The 20,721-nt window shown below is 60.4% G+C and carries 20 protein-coding genes and 1 tRNA gene; 12 read left to right on the forward strand and 9 right to left on the reverse strand.

Going from position 1 to position 20,721, the window contains the following annotated elements; genetic code table 11:
* Nucleotides 1-142: 142 nt before the first annotated feature.
* The 6 genes from LQ249_RS04680 to LQ249_RS04705 all read left to right on the forward strand — a co-directional run bounded on the left by LQ249_RS04680 (nucleotide 143) and on the right by LQ249_RS04705 (nucleotide 7,014).
* Entirely contained in the window at nucleotides 143-1,573 is a 1,431-nt protein-coding gene (locus LQ249_RS04680) for an amino acid permease (RefSeq protein ID WP_046384766.1), read from the forward strand.
* A gap of 51 nt (nucleotides 1,574-1,624) precedes the next feature.
* Entirely contained in the window at nucleotides 1,625-2,515 is an 891-nt protein-coding gene (locus LQ249_RS04685) for a LysR substrate-binding domain-containing protein (RefSeq protein WP_046384765.1), read from the forward strand.
* Between the two features lie 16 nt (nucleotides 2,516-2,531).
* Nucleotides 2,532-3,911: a threonine synthase gene (gene thrC / locus LQ249_RS04690; protein WP_169881900.1), complete on the forward strand. Its 1,380-nt coding sequence runs from the start codon at nucleotides 2,532-2,534 to the stop codon at nucleotides 3,909-3,911.
* A 22-nt stretch (nucleotides 3,912-3,933) separates the two neighbouring features.
* A complete protein-coding gene (locus LQ249_RS04695; RefSeq protein WP_046384763.1) occupies nucleotides 3,934-4,371 on the forward strand; it encodes an Lrp/AsnC family transcriptional regulator in 438 nt (145 codons plus the stop codon).
* Nucleotides 4,372-4,547: 176 nt separating this feature from the next.
* Nucleotides 4,548-5,591: a homoserine dehydrogenase gene (locus tag LQ249_RS04700; RefSeq protein ID WP_046384762.1), complete on the forward strand. Its 1,044-nt coding sequence runs from the start codon at nucleotides 4,548-4,550 to the stop codon at nucleotides 5,589-5,591.
* A gap of 10 nt (nucleotides 5,592-5,601) precedes the next feature.
* Complete coding sequence (locus LQ249_RS04705; protein WP_046384761.1) at nucleotides 5,602-7,014, forward strand: aldehyde dehydrogenase family protein; 1,413 nt, start codon at nucleotides 5,602-5,604, stop codon at nucleotides 7,012-7,014.
* Between the two features lie 183 nt (nucleotides 7,015-7,197).
* Here the strand turns inward: LQ249_RS04705 and ychF are convergent, their stop codons facing one another.
* The 8 genes from ychF to LQ249_RS04745 all read right to left on the reverse strand — a co-directional run bounded on the left by ychF (nucleotide 7,198) and on the right by LQ249_RS04745 (nucleotide 14,109).
* Nucleotides 7,198-8,298, reverse strand: coding sequence for a redox-regulated ATPase YchF (gene ychF, locus LQ249_RS04710; protein WP_046384760.1), 1,101 nt, complete (start codon nucleotides 8,296-8,298; stop codon nucleotides 7,198-7,200).
* A 22-nt stretch (nucleotides 8,299-8,320) separates the two neighbouring features.
* The gene (gene pth / locus LQ249_RS04715; protein WP_017844407.1) at nucleotides 8,321-8,905 is read right to left on the reverse strand and encodes an aminoacyl-tRNA hydrolase; all 585 of its coding nucleotides are present in this window, start codon (nucleotides 8,903-8,905) and stop codon (nucleotides 8,321-8,323) included.
* Nucleotides 8,906-9,071: 166 nt separating this feature from the next.
* A complete protein-coding gene (locus LQ249_RS04720; RefSeq protein WP_017844406.1) occupies nucleotides 9,072-9,671 on the reverse strand; it encodes a 50S ribosomal protein L25/general stress protein Ctc in 600 nt (199 codons plus the stop codon).
* Nucleotides 9,672-9,809: 138 nt separating this feature from the next.
* A complete protein-coding gene (locus LQ249_RS04725) occupies nucleotides 9,810-10,751 on the reverse strand; it encodes a ribose-phosphate pyrophosphokinase (protein ID WP_017844405.1) in 942 nt (313 codons plus the stop codon).
* 46 nt (nucleotides 10,752-10,797) lie between these two features.
* Nucleotides 10,798-10,872: transfer RNA gene (locus tag LQ249_RS04730), tRNA-Gln, on the reverse strand.
* Between the two features lie 37 nt (nucleotides 10,873-10,909).
* On the reverse strand, nucleotides 10,910-11,713 hold the full coding sequence (gene ispE, locus LQ249_RS04735) for a 4-(cytidine 5'-diphospho)-2-C-methyl-D-erythritol kinase (protein ID WP_186354582.1): 804 nt from the start codon (nucleotides 11,711-11,713) through the stop codon (nucleotides 10,910-10,912).
* 49 nt (nucleotides 11,714-11,762) lie between these two features.
* On the reverse strand, nucleotides 11,763-12,380 hold the full coding sequence (lolB, locus tag LQ249_RS04740; protein WP_017844403.1) for a lipoprotein insertase outer membrane protein LolB: 618 nt from the start codon (nucleotides 12,378-12,380) through the stop codon (nucleotides 11,763-11,765).
* Between the two features lie 4 nt (nucleotides 12,381-12,384).
* Nucleotides 12,385-14,109: a tetratricopeptide repeat protein gene (locus LQ249_RS04745; RefSeq protein ID WP_046384758.1), complete on the reverse strand. Its 1,725-nt coding sequence runs from the start codon at nucleotides 14,107-14,109 to the stop codon at nucleotides 12,385-12,387.
* A 182-nt stretch (nucleotides 14,110-14,291) separates the two neighbouring features.
* On the opposite strand from LQ249_RS04745, the gene hemA reads away from it, so the two are divergent.
* From hemA to LQ249_RS04775, 6 genes are all read left to right on the forward strand, one after another.
* The gene (gene hemA / locus LQ249_RS04750) at nucleotides 14,292-15,578 is read left to right on the forward strand and encodes a glutamyl-tRNA reductase (RefSeq protein ID WP_017844401.1); all 1,287 of its coding nucleotides are present in this window, start codon (nucleotides 14,292-14,294) and stop codon (nucleotides 15,576-15,578) included.
* The gene (gene prfA, locus LQ249_RS04755; RefSeq protein WP_017844400.1) at nucleotides 15,578-16,660 is read left to right on the forward strand and encodes a peptide chain release factor 1; all 1,083 of its coding nucleotides are present in this window, start codon (nucleotides 15,578-15,580) and stop codon (nucleotides 16,658-16,660) included. The genes hemA and prfA overlap by 1 nt, the downstream gene beginning before the upstream one ends.
* Complete coding sequence (gene prmC, locus LQ249_RS04760; protein WP_128191611.1) at nucleotides 16,661-17,491, forward strand: peptide chain release factor N(5)-glutamine methyltransferase; 831 nt, start codon at nucleotides 16,661-16,663, stop codon at nucleotides 17,489-17,491.
* The gene (locus tag LQ249_RS04765; protein WP_169865193.1) at nucleotides 17,485-18,240 is read left to right on the forward strand and encodes a molybdopterin-synthase adenylyltransferase MoeB; all 756 of its coding nucleotides are present in this window, start codon (nucleotides 17,485-17,487) and stop codon (nucleotides 18,238-18,240) included. Before prmC ends, LQ249_RS04765 begins: the two co-directional genes overlap by 7 nt.
* Complete coding sequence (gene murI / locus LQ249_RS04770; RefSeq protein WP_232566225.1) at nucleotides 18,233-19,027, forward strand: glutamate racemase; 795 nt, start codon at nucleotides 18,233-18,235, stop codon at nucleotides 19,025-19,027. The genes LQ249_RS04765 and murI overlap by 8 nt, the downstream gene beginning before the upstream one ends.
* Nucleotides 19,028-19,140: 113 nt before the next feature.
* On the forward strand, nucleotides 19,141-19,659 hold the full coding sequence (locus tag LQ249_RS04775; RefSeq protein WP_046384755.1) for an acyloxyacyl hydrolase: 519 nt from the start codon (nucleotides 19,141-19,143) through the stop codon (nucleotides 19,657-19,659).
* A gap of 743 nt (nucleotides 19,660-20,402) precedes the next feature.
* Here the strand turns inward: LQ249_RS04775 and LQ249_RS04780 are convergent.
* Nucleotides 20,403-20,708 (reverse strand): YkgJ family cysteine cluster protein, encoded by a 306-nt coding sequence (locus tag LQ249_RS04780; protein ID WP_026139835.1) that lies wholly within the window; start codon nucleotides 20,706-20,708, stop codon nucleotides 20,403-20,405.
* Between the last annotated feature and the right edge of the window lie 13 nt (nucleotides 20,709-20,721).

The raw sequence follows: 20,721 nt of genomic DNA on the forward strand, positions 1-20,721 counted from the left end.
GTTACTCCCTCACGACAGGGCCGTTAGTGAGGCGTTCATGAAGCGGAATAATAATAAAACCCAGTGGCGACATTTTTTGACTCTGCCCAGTAACTCAGCGCAGACGTTAATGCGTGCCCCGCCAACTTTCATGAGAACAACCATGTCCATACAAGAACAGCAAATCAACCCGCGTGCCAGTTTCAAACAGGAAATGCAGACGCGCCATATTGTCATGTTGGCATTGGGCGGCGTGATTGGTACCGGGCTGTTTCTCACGTCCGGATACACCGTTAACCAGGCCGGTCCGTTAGGTGCGGTCATTGCTTACATCATCGGCGCCCTCATGGTCTACATGGTCATGATGTGCCTGGGCGAGTTGGCGGTGCAGATGCCGGAAACCGGCTCCTTCAGCACCTACGCCACGCGCTTTCTTGGCCCAGGTACCGGCTACACCGTGGCCTGGCTGTATTGGCTGACGTGGACCGTGGCCATCGGCTCGGAATTCACCGCCGCCGGTATTCTTATGGTGCGCTGGTTCCCGGACACGCCGGTGTGGATCTGGAGTGCGCTGTTCGCTGGCGTGGTGTTCCTGACCAACGTGATCTCGGTGCGTTTGTTTGCCGAGACCGAGTTCTGGTTGTCCTTGATCAAAGTAGTGACGGTGGTGGTGTTCCTGATAATCGGCGGCGGGGCGATTCTCGGCCTGTTGCATATCGATCAGGCGCACAGTGCCGGCCTGGGTAACTTCACCCGCGAGGGCTTGTTCCCCACCGGTTTCATGTCGATTGCCATGACCCTGTTGGCGGTGTCCTTCGCCTTCTCCGGTACGGAGTTGATCGGTATCGCTGCCGGTGAAACCAAGGACCCTCAGCGCAATGTGCCGCGGGCCATTCGCACTACCGTGTTGCGTCTGGCGATCTTTTTCGTCGGCACCATTTTCGTCCTGGCGACGCTGTTGCCCCGCGAGCAGGCCGGTTTGGTGGAGAGTCCGTTCGTCACTGTATTTACCTACATCGGCATTCCTTACTCCGCCGACATCATGAACTTCGTGATCATCACGGCGCTGTTGTCTGCGGCCAACTCCGGGTTGTACGCCGCTTCGCGGATGCTCTGGACCTTAAGCGATCAGGGACACCTGCCTAAGCAGTTCTCTAACCTGACCCGCACGGGGACGCCGTTGAATGCCATCGTATTGAGCATGTTCGGCGGCGGTGCCTCGTTGCTCAGTAGTGTGTTTGCCGCTGACACCGTCTATCTGGCGCTGGTGTCGATTTCCGGGCTGGCGGTAGTGGTGGTGTGGATGAGCATCGCCGCGAGCCAGATCGCATTCCGCCGTCACTATGTGGCCAATGGCGGTGATGTCCGCGACCTCAAGTTCCGCGTCCGGGGTTATCCGTGGGTACCTCTGGGAGCGCTGGCCTGCTGCAGCCTGGCCTGCGTCGGGATCGCTTTCGACCCCGAGCAGCGGGTGGCGCTGTACTTCGGTTTGCCATTCATCGCCTGGTGCTACTTCGTGTATTACATTACCCGCAAGAGCCGCGAGCGACGCTTGTCGCTTGCCCCCTTGGCACAACCGTCCGATGCATTCTAGGCAGGGTGGGCAAGCGTGCTCGGTGCGGGGGGCGTCAATGAGGTCCAGACCATGAAGCAAAAGCCGTTACCCCCATTGAACTGGCTGCGGGCATTCGAGGTGTCTGCCCGCTGTCTGAACTTTACCCACGCCGCCGAGGAACTGTTTTTGACCCAGGGCGCGGTCAGCCAGCAGATCCGCCAATTGGAAAGCCATCTGGGGGTGGCGCTGTTCAAGCGCTTGCCCCGTGGCTTGGGGCTGACCGAGGAAGGCCAAGCCTATCTGCCGGTGGTGCAGGATGCGATCACTCGGCTGGCGGTGGGGACCAACGAGATTTTTGGCCAACACAAGCGCCGGCCGATCAAGGTGCGTGGCAGCCTGGCGTTTTTCGTACATTGGCTGGCGCCCAAATTGGTCGACTTTCGTCAGGCTCATCCCCATGTCTACATCCGCTATATCAGCAACATTTGGGTCAAGGAGTTGGATGGCGAAGACGATATGGAAATTCGTTGGGGTCATGGTCAATGGCCCGGCCTGGTCTCGCAACGCCTGACCTGGGACACCTTGTTTCCGGTCTGCTCGCCCGCCCTGATGGCGCGCTCGCCGCTGAAGGTCGCGGCCGACGTGGCTCACCATCCGTTGCTGCACGTTCTGGGTTACGAAGAGGGCTGGGGTTACTGGTTGAACATGGTCGGAGCGGACACCGTCGATTCGTCGACCGGCATGCAGTTCGACACGCTGATCTGCACCTTGCGCATGGCCGAGTTGGGGCAGGGGATTGCCCTGGCCCGCTCCTCGATGGTCGACGAGATGCTCCAGGACGGGCGTCTGGTTGAACCCTTCGCCCAGCGCATCGAAGCCAGCGAATCGTTTTATCTGGTACGCGGTTCGGGGGCCGACCAGCATCCCGACGCGGTCATGTTTTCTACCTGGCTGGTCGAGCAGGCACATCGTTACAAATGAATGGCCGGAGTCAACCATGCACTATGTGAGTACGCGAAGTTCGGCCATGCAGGTCGATTTCGAAAAGGTCGTGTTATCCGGTATTGCCGAGGACGGCGGACTGTTCGTGCCCTTCGAGTTGCCGCTGTTCGAACCCCAGGACATGGCCAATTGGTCGATCTTGCCGTATGACGAACTGGCCTATCGGGTCATGAGTCCGTTTGTGGGTGGGGCCATCCCTGAGGTGGATCTCAAGCGCATGCTCAAAGAGGCGAGCAGCCGCTTCAGTCATCGCTCCGTGGCGCCCTTGCATCAGGTCGACCGCAACGAGTGGGTGCTGGAGCTGTTCCACGGACCTACCCGTTCCTCGAAGGATTTTGCCGCCCAGTTGCAGGCGCAGTTGGTGCAGTATTTTCTGCACAAACGCCAGCGACGCGCGGTGGTGCTCGGGGCTACCAACGGTGATACCGGGCTGGCGGCCATCGAGGCGTTCAAGCACTGTAACGACACCGTCGTGGTGGTGCTCTATCCGGCATCCGGCGTACCACAGAATCAGTTGCAGCATCTGCAGGCGGTGGCTCACTCGAATGTCCACACGTTCGCGGTCAACGGTAGCTTCGATGAGTGCCAGACCATCGTGAACCGGCTGTTCCGGCAGTGGCCATGCACGCAGCACGAGGCAGTCAGTTTCAACTCCAGCAACTGGGTCAGTGTGTTGGCGCAACTGGTGTTTTATTTCCACGCCGTGCTGCAACTGGGAGGCGCTCAGCGTCTGATTGGTTTCAGCGTGCCCGCCGCGAGTTTTGCCGAGGTATATGCCGGTTACATTGCGCAGAAAATGGGCCTGCCGATCACCCAGATGATCGTTGCGACCAATCAGAACGACGCATTGCATCAGTTGTTTCTGAAGAACCACTACTCCAGGTTGCGAACCAACAAGACGTTGTCGCCGGCCATGGACCTGTCGATTTTTTCCAACCTTGAACGTTTCCTCTGGGAGCTCTACGGGCATGACGATCAGGCGGTGAGCGCGCTGATGGCAGCGTTCGAATCCAGCGGCGAGATGACCATCGCCAACGAGTTCTGGTTGCAGGCGCGGATGATCATCGACTCCTACGCGGTCAGCGATGACGAAACCCTGCAGGAAATGACCTCGCTGTACCGTGACACCGGTTACGTCATTGATCCTCACACCGCCACCGGCGTCCTGGCAGCTCGACTGTACCGCCGCAGCCTGGTCGCGCCGATGGTCACCCTGGGGGAAATCTCACCGGCCAAATCTACCGTGCTGCTCGGCGAACTGGGGATCGGTGCGCCGGCGCAACACAGCCCGCTCGCGGAGCAGGGATCGGCACAGCATTACCGGATTCAACCGGACGACCTCGACACCATCCATCAGCTGCTCGGCGCGCTGTGACGGCGTTGCCGCAGGAGGTCAAGTGAAGCGCATTCTGGACCCGCTCGATGAACGTATCATCGCTGAGCTGCGGCTCAATGCCCGGGCGGCCCACGCCGAGCTGGCGACCAAGGTCAATCTGTCGCGCAATGCCGTGCGCCAACGGATCGAACGGCTCGAGCGCGACGGTGCGATACAGGGGTATACGGTGCGAACGGGGGAGGGGCGACAAGCCTCTTCGAGCATCAATGCGGTGATTTTTGTCTATCGCTACGACCGCATGCGCGGCGCGGATGTGCTGCAGGCTTTGCGGGCAATACCGGAAGTCATCGAGTGCGATGTCATGAGCGGCGAGTTCGACCTGATGCTGCGCGTCGGCGCTGCGAGCCCGGAGCGGGTGCATAAGGTCTGGAATGAAATCTCCGCGCTGCCGGGCGTGGAAAACACGGTGACTTCATTCGTTTTATCGTCTGTTGTCTAGCCGGTTTTTTGTTGTGAAAAAGTCAACTTCGGTTGGCTTTTTTTATGCCCGGACGCTTTGCCCAGGCACTGGTCAAAACGCCCATGAAATAGAGCAAATTGGCATATTTCACTGCCTAGGACGTGTCCCTAATCTAGTGCCCAACAACCCATCACCCAGATCAAGGACAATAAAAAATGACTGAATACAAACTGGCGCTGGTCGGCTTCGGTGGTGTCAACCGGGCGCTGGCTCAGCTGATTGCCGAGCGTAACGACAGTTGGAAAAACGAACTGGGTTTTACCCTGAAAATCGTCGGCGTCACTGATCTGTTCCTCGGTTCGGTGATCGGTCGCGACGGGTTGGATGCCGCGTTGCTGGCCAATCTTCCAGCGGTCAAGGGCGCTTTCGCGCAACTGCCGGGGGGCGAAGCCGTAGCCCTCAACGAAGCGGTGATCAAGGCGTCCGGTGCGGACATCATTGCCGAAGCGACCTTTACCAACCCGGTGGATGGTGAGCCGGCTACTTCGTTCTGCCGCTGGGCGCTGGAGAACGGCAAACATGTGGTCACTACCAACAAGGGACCGATTGCCCTGCACGGTGGCGAGCTGAAAGACCTGGCCCAGCGCAATAACGTCGTCTTTGAATACGAAGGTTCGGTGATGAGCGGCACACCGGTGATCCGCCTGGCCAGGCAGTTGCTGGCGGGCAGTTCGGTTGTCGGTTTCGAGGGGATTCTCAACGGCACGTCCAACTTCGTCCTGACCCGCATGGAAGGCGGCCTGGGTTTCGCCGAGGCGGTCAGTGAGGCGCAGGCATTGGGGTATGCCGAAGCCGACCCAACGGCGGACGTCGAGGGGCATGATGTACGTCTGAAGGTGGTGATTCTGGCCAACGAGTTGCTGGACGCCAAGCTGAACGTCAACGATGTCAGTTGCAGCGGTATTTCCTCACTCGGCCTTGGCGACATCGAAAAAGCCCGGCAGGACGGAGCACGCTGGAGGCTTATCGGCGCGGCCACGCGTCATGCCGATGGTTCGGTCAGTGCCAGTGTCGAGCCGCGCCTGTTGAACCATGATCATCCGCTGGCCGGTATCTGCGGCGCCACCAATGCCGTGTCGTTCGCCACCGATCTGCTCGGCGCTGTGACGGTTTCGGGGCCGGGAGCTGGGCGCACGGAAACAGCGTTTGCGTTGCTGTCGGACATCATCAGCATCCATCAGTCTGTTGCGCACAACTAGGAGAACGCCTGTGAAACTATCGAGTCTTGCGCTGGCTGCCGTGGCGCCGCACATCGAAGTCTTCAACCCCTTTGACGGGACTGTTATCGGGACCGTAGCGGATGTTTGTGCATCGCAGGTGCCGCAGTTGCTGGTGCAGGGTCGCAGCGGTGCGCAAGCCTGCGCCGAACTGCCGCGTCATCGTCGGGCACGCATTCTCGAACAGGCCGCCTTGCACATCGAACGCGATGCCCCGGCATTTGCCCGGCTGATTGTCGACGAGGCCGGCAAGACCCTCAAACAGGCGGAAAAAGAGGTCAAACGCTGCGTCAACACCCTCAAGCTTTCTGCCGAAGAGGCCAGGCGCAATGCCGGGGAAGTGGTGCCTTTCGATGCCTATGAGGGCTCCGAGTCGCGCCAGGGCTGGTTCTCCCGCGAGCCGCTGGGCCTGATCGTCGCGATCACCCCGTACAACGATCCATTGAATCTGGTGGCGCACAAGCTCGGTCCGGCCATTGCCGGCGGCAACGCGGTGATTCTCAAACCGTCTGAGCTGGCGCCGTTGTCGGCCATCAAATTGGTCTCGTGTCTGGTTAAGGCCGGGTTGCCCGAGTCGGTGGTCACCGTCGCCACCGGCGGCGCGGAACTGGGCAAGGCCTTGGTCGCCTCCCGTGAGGTGCGGATGATTTCCTTTACTGGCGGCTTCGTCACCGGCGAGCAGATTGCCCGCACGGCCGGCCTGAAGAAGCTCGCCATGGACTTGGGCGGCAATGCGCCGGTGATCGTCATGGCGGACTGCAACCTTGCGGCCGCCGTCGACAGTTGCCTGTCCGGGGCCTTCTGGGCGGCGGGACAGAACTGCATCGGCACTCAGCGCCTGCTGATCCAGGCGTCGATCTACGCGCGTTTTCGCGAGCACTTCGTCAGCCTGGCGCAGAAACTGGTGACCGGAGACCCATTGCTTGCCAGCACCGACATCGGCCCGATGATTACCCCCCAAGCGGCGCAGAAGGCCGAGCAAGTGGTAAACGAAGCGTTGGAGGAGGGCGCCAGGTTACTTTGCGGCCACCGGCGCGAGGGCTCGTGCTACGCCGCGACCGTGCTGGAAAATGTCGATCATGCCAGTCGCCTGTGGCGCAACGAAGTGTTTGCCCCAGTGGTCGTGTTGCAGCCTTTTGAAACCTTCGATGAGGCCATCTCGTTGGCCAATGAACCCGATTACAGCCTGCACGCGGGTATCTTCACCAATGATCTGGCGACGGCGATGAGTGCGGCGCGGCGGATCGAGGCGGGTGGCGTGATGATCAACGATTCGTCCGACTATCGTTTCGATGCCATGCCGTTTGGCGGCTCCAAGTACGGCAGCCTCGGCCGGGAAGGGGTGCGCTTTGCCTATGAGGAAATGACCCAGCCCAAGGTGGTGTGTCTGAACACCCTGGGTTAAGCGATTCAAGGCAAATTAAATCAGGTCGTTTGGCATTGGGAAGGTCTGGTCACCCGCCCAATGCCTTTTTCTAGCGTTAGCCATGCATTTATTGCCGAGAGTTCAGATCGAATGGCTCGCATGCCTTCAAAGCGCCCACAAAAAAGCCGCGAATAAACGCGGCTTCTTTGATTCCGACAACGCTTACACGTTGAAGCGGAAGTGCATCACATCGCCGTCCTTGACGATATATTCCTTACCTTCCAGGCGCCATTTACCGGCTTCCTTGGCACCGGCTTCACCCTTGTACTGGATGAAGTCGTTGTAGGCGATCACTTCGGCGCGGATAAAGCCTTTTTCGAAGTCGGTGTGGATCACGCCGGCGGCCTGTGGCGCGGTGGCGCCGACCTTGACGGTCCAGGCGCGGACTTCTTCGACACCGGCGGTGAAGTAGGTCTGCAGGTTGAGCATTTCGTAACCGGCGCGGATCACGCGATTCAGGCCAGGCTCTTCCAGGCCCAGGGCCTCGAGGAACATGTCTTTTTCTTCGCCGTCATCGAGCTCGGCGATTTCCGCTTCGATCTTGTTGCACACCGGAACCACGATCGCGCCTTCTTCGTCGGCGATGGCCTTGACCACGTCGAGCAGCGGGTTGTTCTCGAAGCCGTCTTCGGCGACGTTGGCGATGTACATCACCGGCTTGGTGGTCAGCAGGTGGAAGCCCTTGACCGCGGCCTTCTCGTCAGCACCCATGGTCTTCATCAGGCTGCGTGCCGGCTTGCCCAGGGTGAAGTGGGCGATCAGCTGCTCCAGCAGGCCTTTCTGGACCACGGCGTCCTTGTCGCCACCCTTGGCGTTACGCGCGACTTTCTGCAGTTGCTTCTCGCAGCTGTCGAGGTCGGCGAAGATCAGTTCCAGGTCGATGATCTCGATGTCGCGTTTCGGGTCGACGCTGTTGGAGACGTGAATCACGTTCTCGTCTTCAAAGCAGCGGACCACGTGGGCGATGGCATCGGTTTCGCGGATGTTGGCCAGGAACTTGTTGCCCAGGCCTTCACCTTTCGACGCACCGGCCACCAGGCCGGCGATGTCGACGAATTCCATGGTGGTCGGCAGGATGCGCTTGGGGTTGACGATCACGGCCAGGGCGTCCAGGCGTGGGTCCGGCATCGGCACGATACCGCTGTTGGGTTCGATGGTGCAGAAGGGGAAGTTCTCCGCCGCAATACCGGACTTGGTCAGCGCGTTGAACAGGGTGGATTTGCCGACGTTGGGCAGGCCGACGATGCCGCAATTGAATCCCATGGTGTTTCCCCTCGGAAAAGAGTCAGGCCTTCTGGCTGTGCAGGTTTTTCATCGCGCGGTTCCATTCCCCGGCGAGGATATCCGGCAGCACGCCGAGGGCAAAGTCGATGCAGGCATCGAGTTTTTCCTGTTCGGCGCGTGGCGCACGACCCAGGACGAAATTTGAAACCATACTGGCAACGCCTGGGTGGCCAATGCCGAGCCGCAGACGGTAAAAGGTATTCTGATTGCCCAGCTGCGCGATGATGTCGCGCAGGCCATTGTGCCCGCCATGCCCGCCGCCTTGCTTGAGCTTGGCAACGCCGGGAGGCAGGTCCAGTTCGTCATGGGCCACCAGGATTTCTTCGGGTTTGATCCGGAAGAACCCCGCAAGCGCCGCGACAGCCTGGCCGCTGCGGTTCATGTAGGTGGTGGGAATCAACAGACGAACATCCTGACCCTGATGCGAAAAGCGTCCGGTCAGGCCGAAATACTTGCGATCGGCCACCAGGTTTACACCTTGGGCGTGGGCGATGCGCTCAACAAAAAGGGCCCCCGCGTTATGCCGGGTCTGTTCGTATTCTGCGCCTGGATTTCCCAGGCCAACGATCAGTTTAATGGCAGTCACGACAGGGGCCCTTCCTTTGGAGTTGTGGATAACAATGCCGACCTGAGTGCGGCGAAAGTGGACGACAAGGGATCATTTACTCAAGAGTAAACGTCGCGTTATCGCCCGCTTTCTCGCTACGTTTCGGTCCGCGATGTTTCCTCAAGCTCCGGCAATACAGAGTGAATTACTCTGCAGCGCCTTCTTCAGCTTCTGGAGCAACGCGTGGAGCGTGAACGTTGGCAACCGCTTTGTCATCACCGTGAACCAGTGCGACAAACTCAACGCCTTTAGGGGCTTTGAGGTCGGACAGGTGCAGGATTTCGCCGATTTCCAGAGCCGACAGGTCGACTTCGATGAACTCAGGCAGGTCTTTCGGCAGGCAGGTCACTTCGATCTCGGCAACAACGTGCGAAACTTCGCCGCCTTTTTTGATCGGAGCTTCTTCACCAACAAAGTGCACAGGCACGACGGCGGTCAGTTTCTGGCCGGCAACGACGCGAACGAAGTCAGCGTGCAGCACGTGGCCTTTAGCTGGGTGACGTTGCAGGGCCTTGATGATGACGTTCTGCTTGGTGCCGCCGACGTTCAGCGAAATGATGTGGCTGTAGGCCGCATCGTTTTCCAGCAGTTTGGCAACTTCTTTGGCCAGCATGCTGATGGATTCAGGGGCTTTGTCGCCACCGTAAACTACAGCTGGAACCAGGCTTGCGAGACGACGCAGGCGGCGGCTCGCACCTTTCCCCAGGTCGGAACGCACTTCAGCATTCAGAATAAATTCGTTCATGTTGTATCTCCAAAATAACCACATTCGCCCCAGCGTTTGCGACCAGCGCTAAAGGCGATATGGGCAAAAAAGCCCCGCCCCGACAATATGCCGGGGCGGGGCGCTTTTCGTCAGTGAGGTGATCCGAAGGTTTGACCCTTAACGGAACATCGCGCTGATCGATTCTTCGTTGCTGATGCGGCGAACCGCTTCGGCAACTACCGGTGCGATATCCAGTTGGCGGATACGCGGACAGGCTTGAGCTGCAGCGGACAACGGGATGGTGTTGGTCACCACCAGTTCGTCCAGCATTGAGTTCTCGATGTTCTCGATCGCTCGGCCCGACAGCACAGGGTGTGTGCAGTAGGCGAAGACTTTTGCCGCACCGTGCTCTTTCAAGGCTTTCGCCGCGTGGCACAGGGTGCCGGCGGTGTCGACCATGTCATCAACCAGAATACAGGTACGCCCTTCGACATCACCGATGATATGCATCACTTCAGAGTGATTGGCTTTCTCGCGGCGTTTGTCGATGATCCCGAGATCAACGCCCAGGGATTTGGCGACAGCCCGTGCACGCACGACGCCACCAATGTCCGGGGACACGATCATCAGGTTTTCAAAGCGCTGGTCTTCGATGTCATCCACCAATACGGGGGAGCCGTAGATGTTATCTACCGGAATATCGAAGAACCCCTGGATTTGGTCAGCGTGCAGGTCAACCGTGAGAACACGGTCGATGCCTACCACGGTGAGCATGTCAGCCACGACTTTCGCGCTGATAGCTACACGTGCGGAACGCGGACGGCGATCCTGACGGGCATAACCAAAGTAAGGGATTACAGCTGTGATTCGAGTCGCTGAGGAGCGGCGGAAGGCATCAGCCATCACGACGAGTTCCATCAGGTTATCGTTGGTCGGAGCGCAGGTCGGCTGGATAATGAAGACGTCTTTACCGCGGACGTTTTCATTGATCTCGGCGGTAATTTCGCCGTCGGAGAATTTACCGACAGAGATGTCACCGAGAGGGATATGCAGCTGACGAACAACACGTCGAGCCAGATCGGGGTTGGCGTTCCCCGTAAAGACCATCATCTTGGACACGCGCAGTACCTAGAGGCTGAGGGTAACCTGGATGAGTAAAGGAAAATGGCAGGGGCGGCTGGATTCGAACCAACGCATGGCAGGATCAAAACCTGCTGCCTTACCGCTTGGCGACGCCCCTGTATCTGTTGCAACGAGTACCCAGTACTCGGTTCCTTTTAGAGCAGACTTTGCAGCTTGCGATGCAACATCGAAACGTTGCTTCCTTTCGCTACAAACCCTGTAAGGGTCTCTGTAAGAAGGGCCGAGACTTTATCAGCTTCAGCTTTGTTTGGGAAGCCCCCAAACACACAACTTCCAGTGCCGGTTAATTTTGCTTCGGTAAATTTACCTAACAAATTCAAAGCGTTACGTACTTCTGGATAACGCCTTGCTACAACCGGTAAGCAGTCATTTCGACTGTTTCCCTTGGGAACGGGGCGCACTTTAATGGGAGGAGAGTTACGTGTCAACAGTGGATCTGAAAAAATTTCTGCTGTACTTACAGATACTTGCGGGACAAGCACGACATACCAAGGCTCTTCGGGGTTTTCCGGGGTGAGTTTTTCTCCCACGCCCTCGGCAAAAGCCGCGTGCCCACGCACGAAAACCGGGACGTCGGCGCCCAGTGTCAGGCCCAGTGCGGCCAAGCGATCGAGGTCCCAGCCGAGCTTCCACAAGTGGTTCAGGCCCAGCAGTGTGGTCGCGGCATTCGAGCTGCCGCCACCGATGCCGCCGCCCATGGGCAGGATTTTATCGATCCAGATGTCGATGCCCAGGGCGCAACCCGATTGCGCCTGAAGTTTTTTCGCGGCCTTCACGATCAGGTTGCTGTCGTGGGGCACCCCTTCGAATTCGGTGTGCAGTCGGATCACGCCATCGTCGCGCACGGCGAATGTCAGTTCATCGCCGTAGTCGAGAAATTGAAACAGCGTCTGCAACTCGTGGTAGCCGTCTTCGCGGCGTCCCAGGATGTGCAGCATCAGATTGAGTTTGGCCGGGGAGGGCAGGGTCAGTTTCTCTACGGTCACGTTATTGCCCCAGCTTGCGTGGTTGCCAGTCCTTGATCACCAGCGTGATATCAAGGTCGGTGCCGTGCAGTTTGATCCGCTCGGGCAGCCAATAACCGCTCTGTTGCACGTAGCTCAGGTATTCGACCTGCCAGCCGTCCTGCTCCAGGGAAGCCAGGCGGCTGTCGCCATTGAGGCTCAGGCGGCTTTTGCTGTCGGGGGCGGGCAAGCCGCGTACCCACCAGACCAGGTGCGACACCGGCAGTTTCCAGCCGATCTGCTCTTCCAGCAGCGCCTCCGGGGAGACGGCTTCGTAGCGACCCTGGTTGGCCACTTCGAGGCTGACTTGCCCCGGTCGGCCGGTCAGGCGGGCGGCGCCGCGCCCCAATGGGCCGGACAGGCGGATATCGAAGTAGTCCTGGCGTTGCAGCCAGAACAAGGTGCCGCTGCCGGAATCTTTCGGCGCGCGTACCCCGACTTTTCCTTCGATCTGCCAGCCATCGATGCTGCTGAGCTGGGCCTTGTGCTGTTTCCATTGCGCCGGGTTGCCCTGGCCCTCAACGGACTCGCGGGCACCGAAGCCCGCGCAACCGGCGAGCAAGGCGATGAAGCTGAAAACGATAAAGTGGCGCAAGAACATAAACTTAAAGGGTCTCGGAACCGGTCAGGCGCTTGATGGTGCCGCGCAGGATGGGGCTTTCGGGTTGTTCCTTGAGGAACTTCTCCCAGATTTGTCGGGCTTCGCGCTGTTTGCCATTGGCCCAGAGCACTTCGCCCAGGTGGGCGGCGACTTCCTGGTCGGGGAAGCGCTCCAGCGCCTGGCGCAGCAGGCGCTCAGCCTCGTCCAGGTTGCCCAGGCGGTAGTTCACCCAGCCCAGGCTGTCGAGTACGGCCGGGTCTTCCGGGTTGAGCTTGTGGGCCTGTTCGATCAGCACCTTGGCTTCGGCGTAACGCGTGGTGCGGTCGGACAGGGTGTAGCCCAGGGCATTGAGCGCCATGGCGTTGTCCGGGTCGCGCTTGATGATCAGGCGCAGGTCTTTTTCCATCTGCGCCAGGTCATTGCGTTTTTCCGCCTGCATCGCACGGGTGTAGAGCAGGTTCAGGTCGTCGGGGTATTGCAGCAAGGCTTGTTGCAAGACTTTCCAGGCGCGCTCGGCCTGATTGTTGGCCGACAAGGTTTCGGCCTGGATCAGGTACAGCTGGATCGCGTAGTCCGGTTCCGCCTCGCGCGCCGCGACCAGGCGTTTTTCCGCCTCGTCGGTGCGCCCGTTGCTCATCAGGATGTCGGCCTGGCGCAACTGGGCGGGCAGGTAGTCGTTGCCGGGGCCGACCTTGGCGTATTCGAGCAGGGCGGCCTGGGGGTCGTTGTTTTCTTCGGCGATGCGGCCGAGGTTCAGGTGCGCCGAGTCCACATGGCTTTCGCGCTCGATCAACTCTTCCAGATAGCCCTTGGCCTCGTCCCAGGCCTTGGCTTCCAGGCACACCAGCGCCAGGGAGTAGCGCAATTCGTCATCGTCCGGGTATTGCTGGACCAGGTTGGCGAACTGCACTTTGGCGTCCTCCATGCGGTCCTGCTCCACCAGCGTGCGCGCGTAAGTCAGGCGCAGGCGCTTGTCGTCCGGGTACTTCTTGATGCTTTTTTCCAGCAGCGGAATCGCTTCCTTGCCGCGATTGAGGTTCTGCAACAGGCGTGCGCGCAGCAGGATCGGCGCGATCTCGCCTTCTTCCGGCGGGTTCTGTTCCAGCAGCTTCAGCGCGGCTTCGGCTTCGTCGTCCTGCTGCAGCAGCAAGGCCTTGCCGAACACGAGCTGGCTGTTCTTCGGGTGTTTTTGCAGCAGGCGGTCGAAACTCTTCATCAGCCCGTTGCGCGTGTCCTGGTCGGTATCGGCCGCCGACAGCGCAAGAAAGTCGAAATGCGTGTCGCCCTTGCCCTGCAGGACTTTCTCCATATAGGTCATGGAGTCGTCGTAGCGCCCCGAGCGCGCCAATTGAATGGCTGCCGCCCGTTGTGCCTCCAGGTCGTCCGGCGCGTTTTTCGCCCAGATCAGCGAGGTGTCCAGCGCAGCCTGGTCGGCCCCCAGGTACTCGGCGATGCGAAACGCCCGCTCCGAGATGCCCGGATCTTGCGTATTGATGGCCTGGGTCACGTAATTATCCAGCGCAATATCGAAACGATTGCGCTGGCCGGCCAGTTCTGCGGTCAGCAGGCTGTACACCGTATCTTCAGTGAACGAGGAGTAAACCTTGGGCTTTTCAGGGGCTGGGGTGCTCTCTTCCACCGGCGGTGTACCGTCGGTCGACACGGGGGCCATGGCCTGGCAGCCGTTGAGGAAGACAAAAGCGAGGAGCAACGCGGAGGATCTATTCATATAGGAAGAGGACGACTAACCTGCGGTCGGATCATCATGACACAAGCCTTCGGCCAAACATAACCGAGTCTCAGTGGATGCCTTTATAGGCACAACGTATAGGGACAATAGACGACGGTGGTTGTTCTGAATCTATCGAAGTAGGACAATTGTCGGCTTCCCGACATCATCAGCGATATTGAATGGCCTTCCTCGCACTCGGTATTAACCACAAGACTGCCTCCGTAGACGTGCGCGAGCGCGTGGCGTTTACGCCTGAGCAGTTGGTTGAGGCCTTGCAGCAGCTCTGCCGACTCACCGACAGCCGCGAAGCTGCGATCCTTTCCACCTGCAATCGCAGCGAGCTTTATATAGAGCAGGAGCATCTTTCAGCGGATGTCGTGCTGCGCTGGCTGGCCGATTACCACCATTTGGACTTCAATGACCTGCGCGCGAGCGCTTATGTGCATGAGGACGATGCGGCAGTTCGTCACATGATGCGTGTGGCGTCCGGTCTCGATTCGCTGGTCCTGGGCGAGCCGCAGATCCTCGGCCAGATGAAATCCGCCTACGCCGTGGCGCGTGAGGCTGGCACCGTGGGGCCGCTGCTGGGGCGCCTGTTCCAGGCCACGTTCAATTCCGCCAAGCAGGTACGCACCGACACCGCCATCGGGGAAAACCCGGTGTCCGTGGCGTTTGCCGCCGTCAGCCTGGCCAAACAGATTTTCAGCGACTTGCAGCGCAGCCAGGCCTTGCTGATCGGTGCCGGCGAGACCATCACCCTGGTCGCCCGTCACCTGCACGACCTCGGCGTGAAGCGTATCGTGGTGGCCAACCGCACCCTGGAGCGTGCCAGCATCCTCGCCGAACAGTTCGGCGCCCACGCCGTGCTGCTGGCCGATATCCCGGCCGAGCTGGTGCGCAGCGACATCGTCATCAGTTCCACCGCCAGCCAGTTGCCGATCCTGGGTAAAGGCGCGGTAGAAAGCGCGCTGAAGCTGCGCAAGCACAAGCCGATCTTCATGGTGGATATTGCCGTTCCCCGGGATATCGAGCCTGAAGTCGGCGAGTTGGACGACGTTTACCTGTATAGCGTCGACGATCTGCACGAAGTGGTCGCCGAAAACCTCAAGAGCCGTCAGGGCGCAGCCCAGGCCGCCGAGGAAATGGTCAGCGTCGGCGCCGAAGACTTCATGGTGCGCCTGCGCGAACTGGCGGCGGTGGACGTGCTCAAGGCGTATCGTCAGCAGGGCGAACGCCTGCGCGACGAGGAGTTGAGCAAGGCCCAGCGCTTATTGGCCAATGGCGGCAACGCCGAAGACGTGCTGATGCAACTGGCCCGCGGCTTGACCAACAAGTTGCTGCACGCTCCCAGCGTACAACTGAAAAAACTCACTGCCGAAGGCCGCCTCGATGCGCTGGCCATGGCGCAGGAACTCTTTGCCCTCGGTGAGGGCGCGTCAGATAGCTCTTCGGATAAAAAACCGTAATGAAAGCGTCACTGCTCAACAAACTGGACGTGCTCCAGGACCGTTTCGAAGAACTGACTGCGTTGCTCGGCGACGGCGAGGTCATCTCCGATCAGGCCAAGTTCCGCGCTTATTCCAAGGAATACGCCGAAGTTGAGCCTATTGTGCTCACCTATCAGAACCTGTTGAAAGTACAGGCCGACCTGGAGGGCGCCCAGGCCCTGCTCAAGGACAGCGACCCGGACATGCGTGAAATGGCCGTGGAAGAAGTCCGTGAAGCCAAAGACAAACTGGCCGAGCTCGAAGGCGACCTGCAACGCATGCTGCTGCCCAAGGACCCCAACGACGGGCGCAACGTCTTCCTCGAAATCCGCGCCGGCACCGGCGGCGACGAGGCGGCGATTTTCTCCGGCGACCTGTTCCGCATGTACTCGCGTTATGCCGAGCGGCGTGGCTGGCGCGTCGAGATCCTGTCCGAGAACGAAGGCGAACACGGCGGCTATAAAGAAGTCATCGCCCGCGTCGAAGGCGACAACGTGTACGGCAAGCTGAAATTCGAGTCCGGCGCGCACCGCGTGCAACGGGTGCCGGCCACCGAATCCCAAGGCCGTATCCACACCTCGGCGTGTACCGTGGCGGTGTTGCCCGAGCCGGACGAGCAGGAAGCCATCGAGATCAACCCGGCGGACCTGCGCGTCGACACCTACCGTTCATCCGGTGCCGGTGGTCAGCACATCAACAAGACCGACTCGGCGATCCGCATCACGCACTTGCCGTCGGGCATCGTGGTTGAATGCCAGGAAGAGCGTTCGCAGCACAAGAACCGGGCGCGGGCCATGTCCTGGCTGTCGGCCAAATTGAATGACCAGCAGACCAGCGCCGCCGCCAACGCGATTGCCAGTGAACGCAAACTGCTGGTGGGCTCGGGCGACCGTTCCGAGCGCATCCGCACCTACAACTTTGCCCAGGGCCGGGTCACCGACCACCGGGTCAACCTCACGCTCTACTCCCTGGACGAGATTCTCGCCGGTGGCATCGACGCGGTGATCGAGCCGTTGCTCGTCGAATACCAGGCCGACCAATTGGCGGCGATAGGTGAATAAATGACCATCATCGCCAGCCTTCTGCGCGCCGCCGACCTGCCCGACTCGCCCACCGCACGCCTGGACGTGGAGCTGTTGCTCGCGGCTGCCCTGGGCAAGTCCCGCAGCTACCTGCACACCTGGCCGGAAAAAATCGTCAGCAGCGAAGCCGCGCTGACCTTCGCCGATTACCTGCAACGCCGCCGCGCCGGTGAGCCGGTGGCCTACATCCTCGGCCAGCAAGGTTTCTGGAAGCTGGACCTGGAAGTCGCGCCCCACACGCTGATCCCGCGCCCGGACACCGAACTGCTGGTCGAGGCGGCCCTGGAATTGTTGCCCGCCACGCCGGCCAAGGTGCTCGACCTCGGCACCGGCAGCGGCGCCATCGCCCTGGCCCTGGCCAGCGAGCGCCCGGCCTGGCACATCACCGCCGTCGACCGCGTACTCGAAGCCGTGGCCCTGGCCGAACGCAATCGCCAGCGCCTGAACCTGCACAATGCCACTGTGCTCAACAGTCACTGGTTCAGCGCGTTGCAAGGCCACACCTACGACCTGATCATCAGCAACCCGCCCTACATCGCCGCCAACGATCCGCACCTGGCGGCTGGCGACGTGCGCTTTGAGCCGGCCAGCGCGCTGGTGGCGGGCCATGATGGGTTGGACGACCTGCGGCTGATCATCGCCGAGGCGCCGGCCCACCTCAACGCGGGCGGTTGGTTGTTGCTGGAACACGGTTACGACCAGGCCGCGGCGGTGCGTGACCTGCTGCTGAGTCAGGGCTTTGAAGGCGTCCACAGCCGCATCGACCTCGGCGGCCACGAACGCATCAGCCTGGGGCGCCGGCCATGCTGAGCGACCAGGAGCTGTTGCGCTATAGCCGACAGATTCTGTTGAAACAGGTCGACATCGACGGCCAATTGCGCCTGAAAAACGGTCGCGCCTTGATCGTCGGCCTCGGCGGCCTGGGCGCGCCCGTGGCGCTGTACCTGGCGGCGGCCGGGGTCGGCGAGTTGCATCTGGCGGATTTCGACACCGTCGACCTGACCAACCTGCAACGCCAGATCATCCATGACACGGACAGTGTCGGCCTGAGCAAGGTCGATTCGGCCATCCGCCGTCTGACCGCGCTCAACCCCGAGATCAAACTGCTCACCCATCGCACTGCGCTGGATGCCGACTCCCTGGCCGCGGCAGTGGCGGCGGTGGATGTGGTGCTCGATTGCAGCGACAATTTTTCCACCCGCGAAGCGGTCAACGCCGCCTGCGTGGCCGCCGGCAAGCCGTTGGTCAGCGGCGCGGCGATCCGCCTGGACGGGCAGCTCTCGGTATTCGACCCGCGGCGCGCCGACAGCCCGTGCTACCACTGTTTATACGGGCACGGCAGCGACACCGAACTGACCTGCAGCGAAGCCGGCGTGGTCGGCCCGCTGGTCGGTCTGGTCGGCAGCCTGCAGGCCCTGGAAGCGTTGAAGTTGCTCGCCGGTTTCGGTGAGCCCCTGGTCGGACGCTTGTTGCTGATCGATGCCTTGACCACGCGTTTCCGTGAGTTGCGCGTCAAGCGCGATCCCGGTTGCAGTGTGTGTGGGGCGCAGCATGGTTAAGGATGCACCGATCGGTGTGTTCGACTCCGGTATCGGCGGGTTGACGGTGCTCGAGGAAATCCAGCAACTGTTGCCCCATGAGTCGCTGCTGTACGTCGCCGATTGCGGGTACATCCCCTACGGCGAGAAAACGCCGGCCTTTATTTGCGAACGTTTACACCGGGTTGCAGAGTTTTTCTGCGAGCGCGGCGCCAAAGCCTTGGTGATTGCCTGCAACACAGCGACCGTTGCTGCCGTGGCTGACTTGCGCAAGAGCTACCCCGACTGGCCGCTGGTGGGGATGGAACCCGCCGTCAAACCCGCCACCGCTGCGACCCGCAGTGGCGTGGTCGGCGTACTCGCCACCACCGGCACCCTGCAAAGCGCCAAGTTCGCCGCGTTGCTCGACCGTTTCGCCACCGATGTGCGGGTGATCACCCGGCCGTGCCCAGGCCTGGTGGAACTGATTGAAACCGGCGACCTGGGCAGCCCGGCCCTGCGCCAGTTGTTGCAAAGCTATGTCGAACCGTTGCTCAGCGCCGGCTGCGACACCATCATCCTCGGTTGCACCCACTACCCCTTCCTCAAGCCGCTCCTGGCGCAGATGCTGCCCCCCGGCATCAGCCTGATCGACACCGGCGCCGCCGTGGCCCGCCAACTCAAGCGCCTGCTCGGCGAACGCGATCTGCTGGCCGCCGGCACTCCGGGCCCTGCCCAGTTCTGGACCAGCGGCGATGTGTGTCATCTAAGAAATATCCTACCGACACTATGGAAACATCCCGGAGTTGTGAGAAGCTTCGGCTCGTGAAAATTTCGTCAAAATTCGCCGTTAGACGCTGAATTTCTGACAGTGAGTCGGCTTCTATAAGCGAGATTTCCCTGTGTAAAAACCTATAACTTCGTTCGGAAAGGATGTTTCTTATGAAGCGCTTGTTCTGTTTGGCCGCGATTGCGGCCGTTGTGGTGGGACACTCTTTTTCGGCGCAGGCCGCCGGCCTTGAGTTTGGCCTGGGGGCCACCGGTGATTCGACGCTCACCTATCGATTGGGGCTGACGTCGGATTGGGATAAGAGCTGGATGCAGAGCGACGTCGGTCGCCTGACCGGCTATTGGAGTGGTGCATACACCTATTGGGAAGGTGATCACCGTGCAGGCGCGAGCAGCCTGTCGTTCTCCCCGGTATTTGTGTATGAGTTCGCCGGGGAATCGGTAAAACCTTACATCGAGGCCGGGATCGGGGTGGCGGCATTCTCCCGCACGCGGTTGGAAGACAACAACCTCGGTCAGGCCTTCCAGTTCGAAGACCGCCTGGGTTTCGGTTTGCGCTTTAACGGCGGGCATGAAGTGGGCATTCGTGCCATGCACTACTCCAACGCCGGGCTCAGCGACCATAACGACGGCATCGAAAACTACTCGTTGCACTACACGATGCCGCTGTAACTTCAGAACCCTGCAAAACCCTGTGGGAGGGGGCAAGCCCCCTCCCACATTGAGATATTTGTCGGCCTGAGATCAGCGGTAAGCGGTCGCAATCCGTTCGCGTTCGGTGGCATCGAAAACTACTCGTTGCCCTGCAAAACCCTGTGGGAGGGGGCTTGCCCCCGATAGCGCAGTGTCAGTCGCAGAATTTGCCAACTGACCCACTGCTATCGGGGGCAAGCCCCCTCCCACATTGAGATATTCGTCGGCCTGAGATCAGCGGTAAGCGGTCGCGAATCCGTTCGCGTTCGGTGGCATCAAAAACTACTCGTTGCCCTGCAAAACCCTGTGGGAGGGGGCAAGCCCCCTCCCACATTGAGATATTCGTCGGCCTGAGATCAGCGGTAAGCGGTCGCGAATCCGTTCGCGTTCGGTGGTATCGAAAACTACTCGTTGCCCTGCAAAACCCTGTGGGAGGGGGCTTGCCCCCGATAGCGGAGTGTCAGTCGCAGAATTTGCCAACTGACCCACTGCTATCGGGGGCAAGCCCCCTCCCACATTGAGATATTTGTCGGCTGAGATCAGCGGTAAGCGGTCGCAATCCATTCGCGTTCGGTGGCATCGAAAACTACTCGTTACCCTGCAAAACCCTGTGGGAGGGGGCTTGCCCCCGATAGCGGAGTGTCAGTCGCAGAATTTGCCAACTGACCCACTGCTATCGGGGGCAAGCCCCCTCCCACATTGAGATATTCGTCGGCCTGAGATCAGCGGTAAGCGGTCGCAATCCCTTCGCGTTCGGTCAGGCATTCCGGCGCGCCCATCTCGAATTCCCGGCAGATCAGCGGCCGACGCGTATAAATCGTACACATCATCGTGTCCCGGTCCAGCGCTGCGCACCAGCCGTCGTCCAGGCGCAGCATGACTTCGCCGCCCCAATCGTCGGTGTCGATATAGCGCTCGGGCACGCCCGTGTCGGTGATCAGCATGACTTCCAGCTGGCAGCAGCAGGCCGCGCACGTCGAGCAGGTGACGGCGGGGGTGGTGATTTGGGTGTGGGGGATGTTGGTCATAGGCACGCAGTGT

Origin of the sequence: Pseudomonas sp. 7-41 (assembly GCF_021233075.1) — a bacterium.
GTDB classification, from domain to species: domain Bacteria; phylum Pseudomonadota; class Gammaproteobacteria; order Pseudomonadales; family Pseudomonadaceae; genus Aquipseudomonas; species Aquipseudomonas veronii.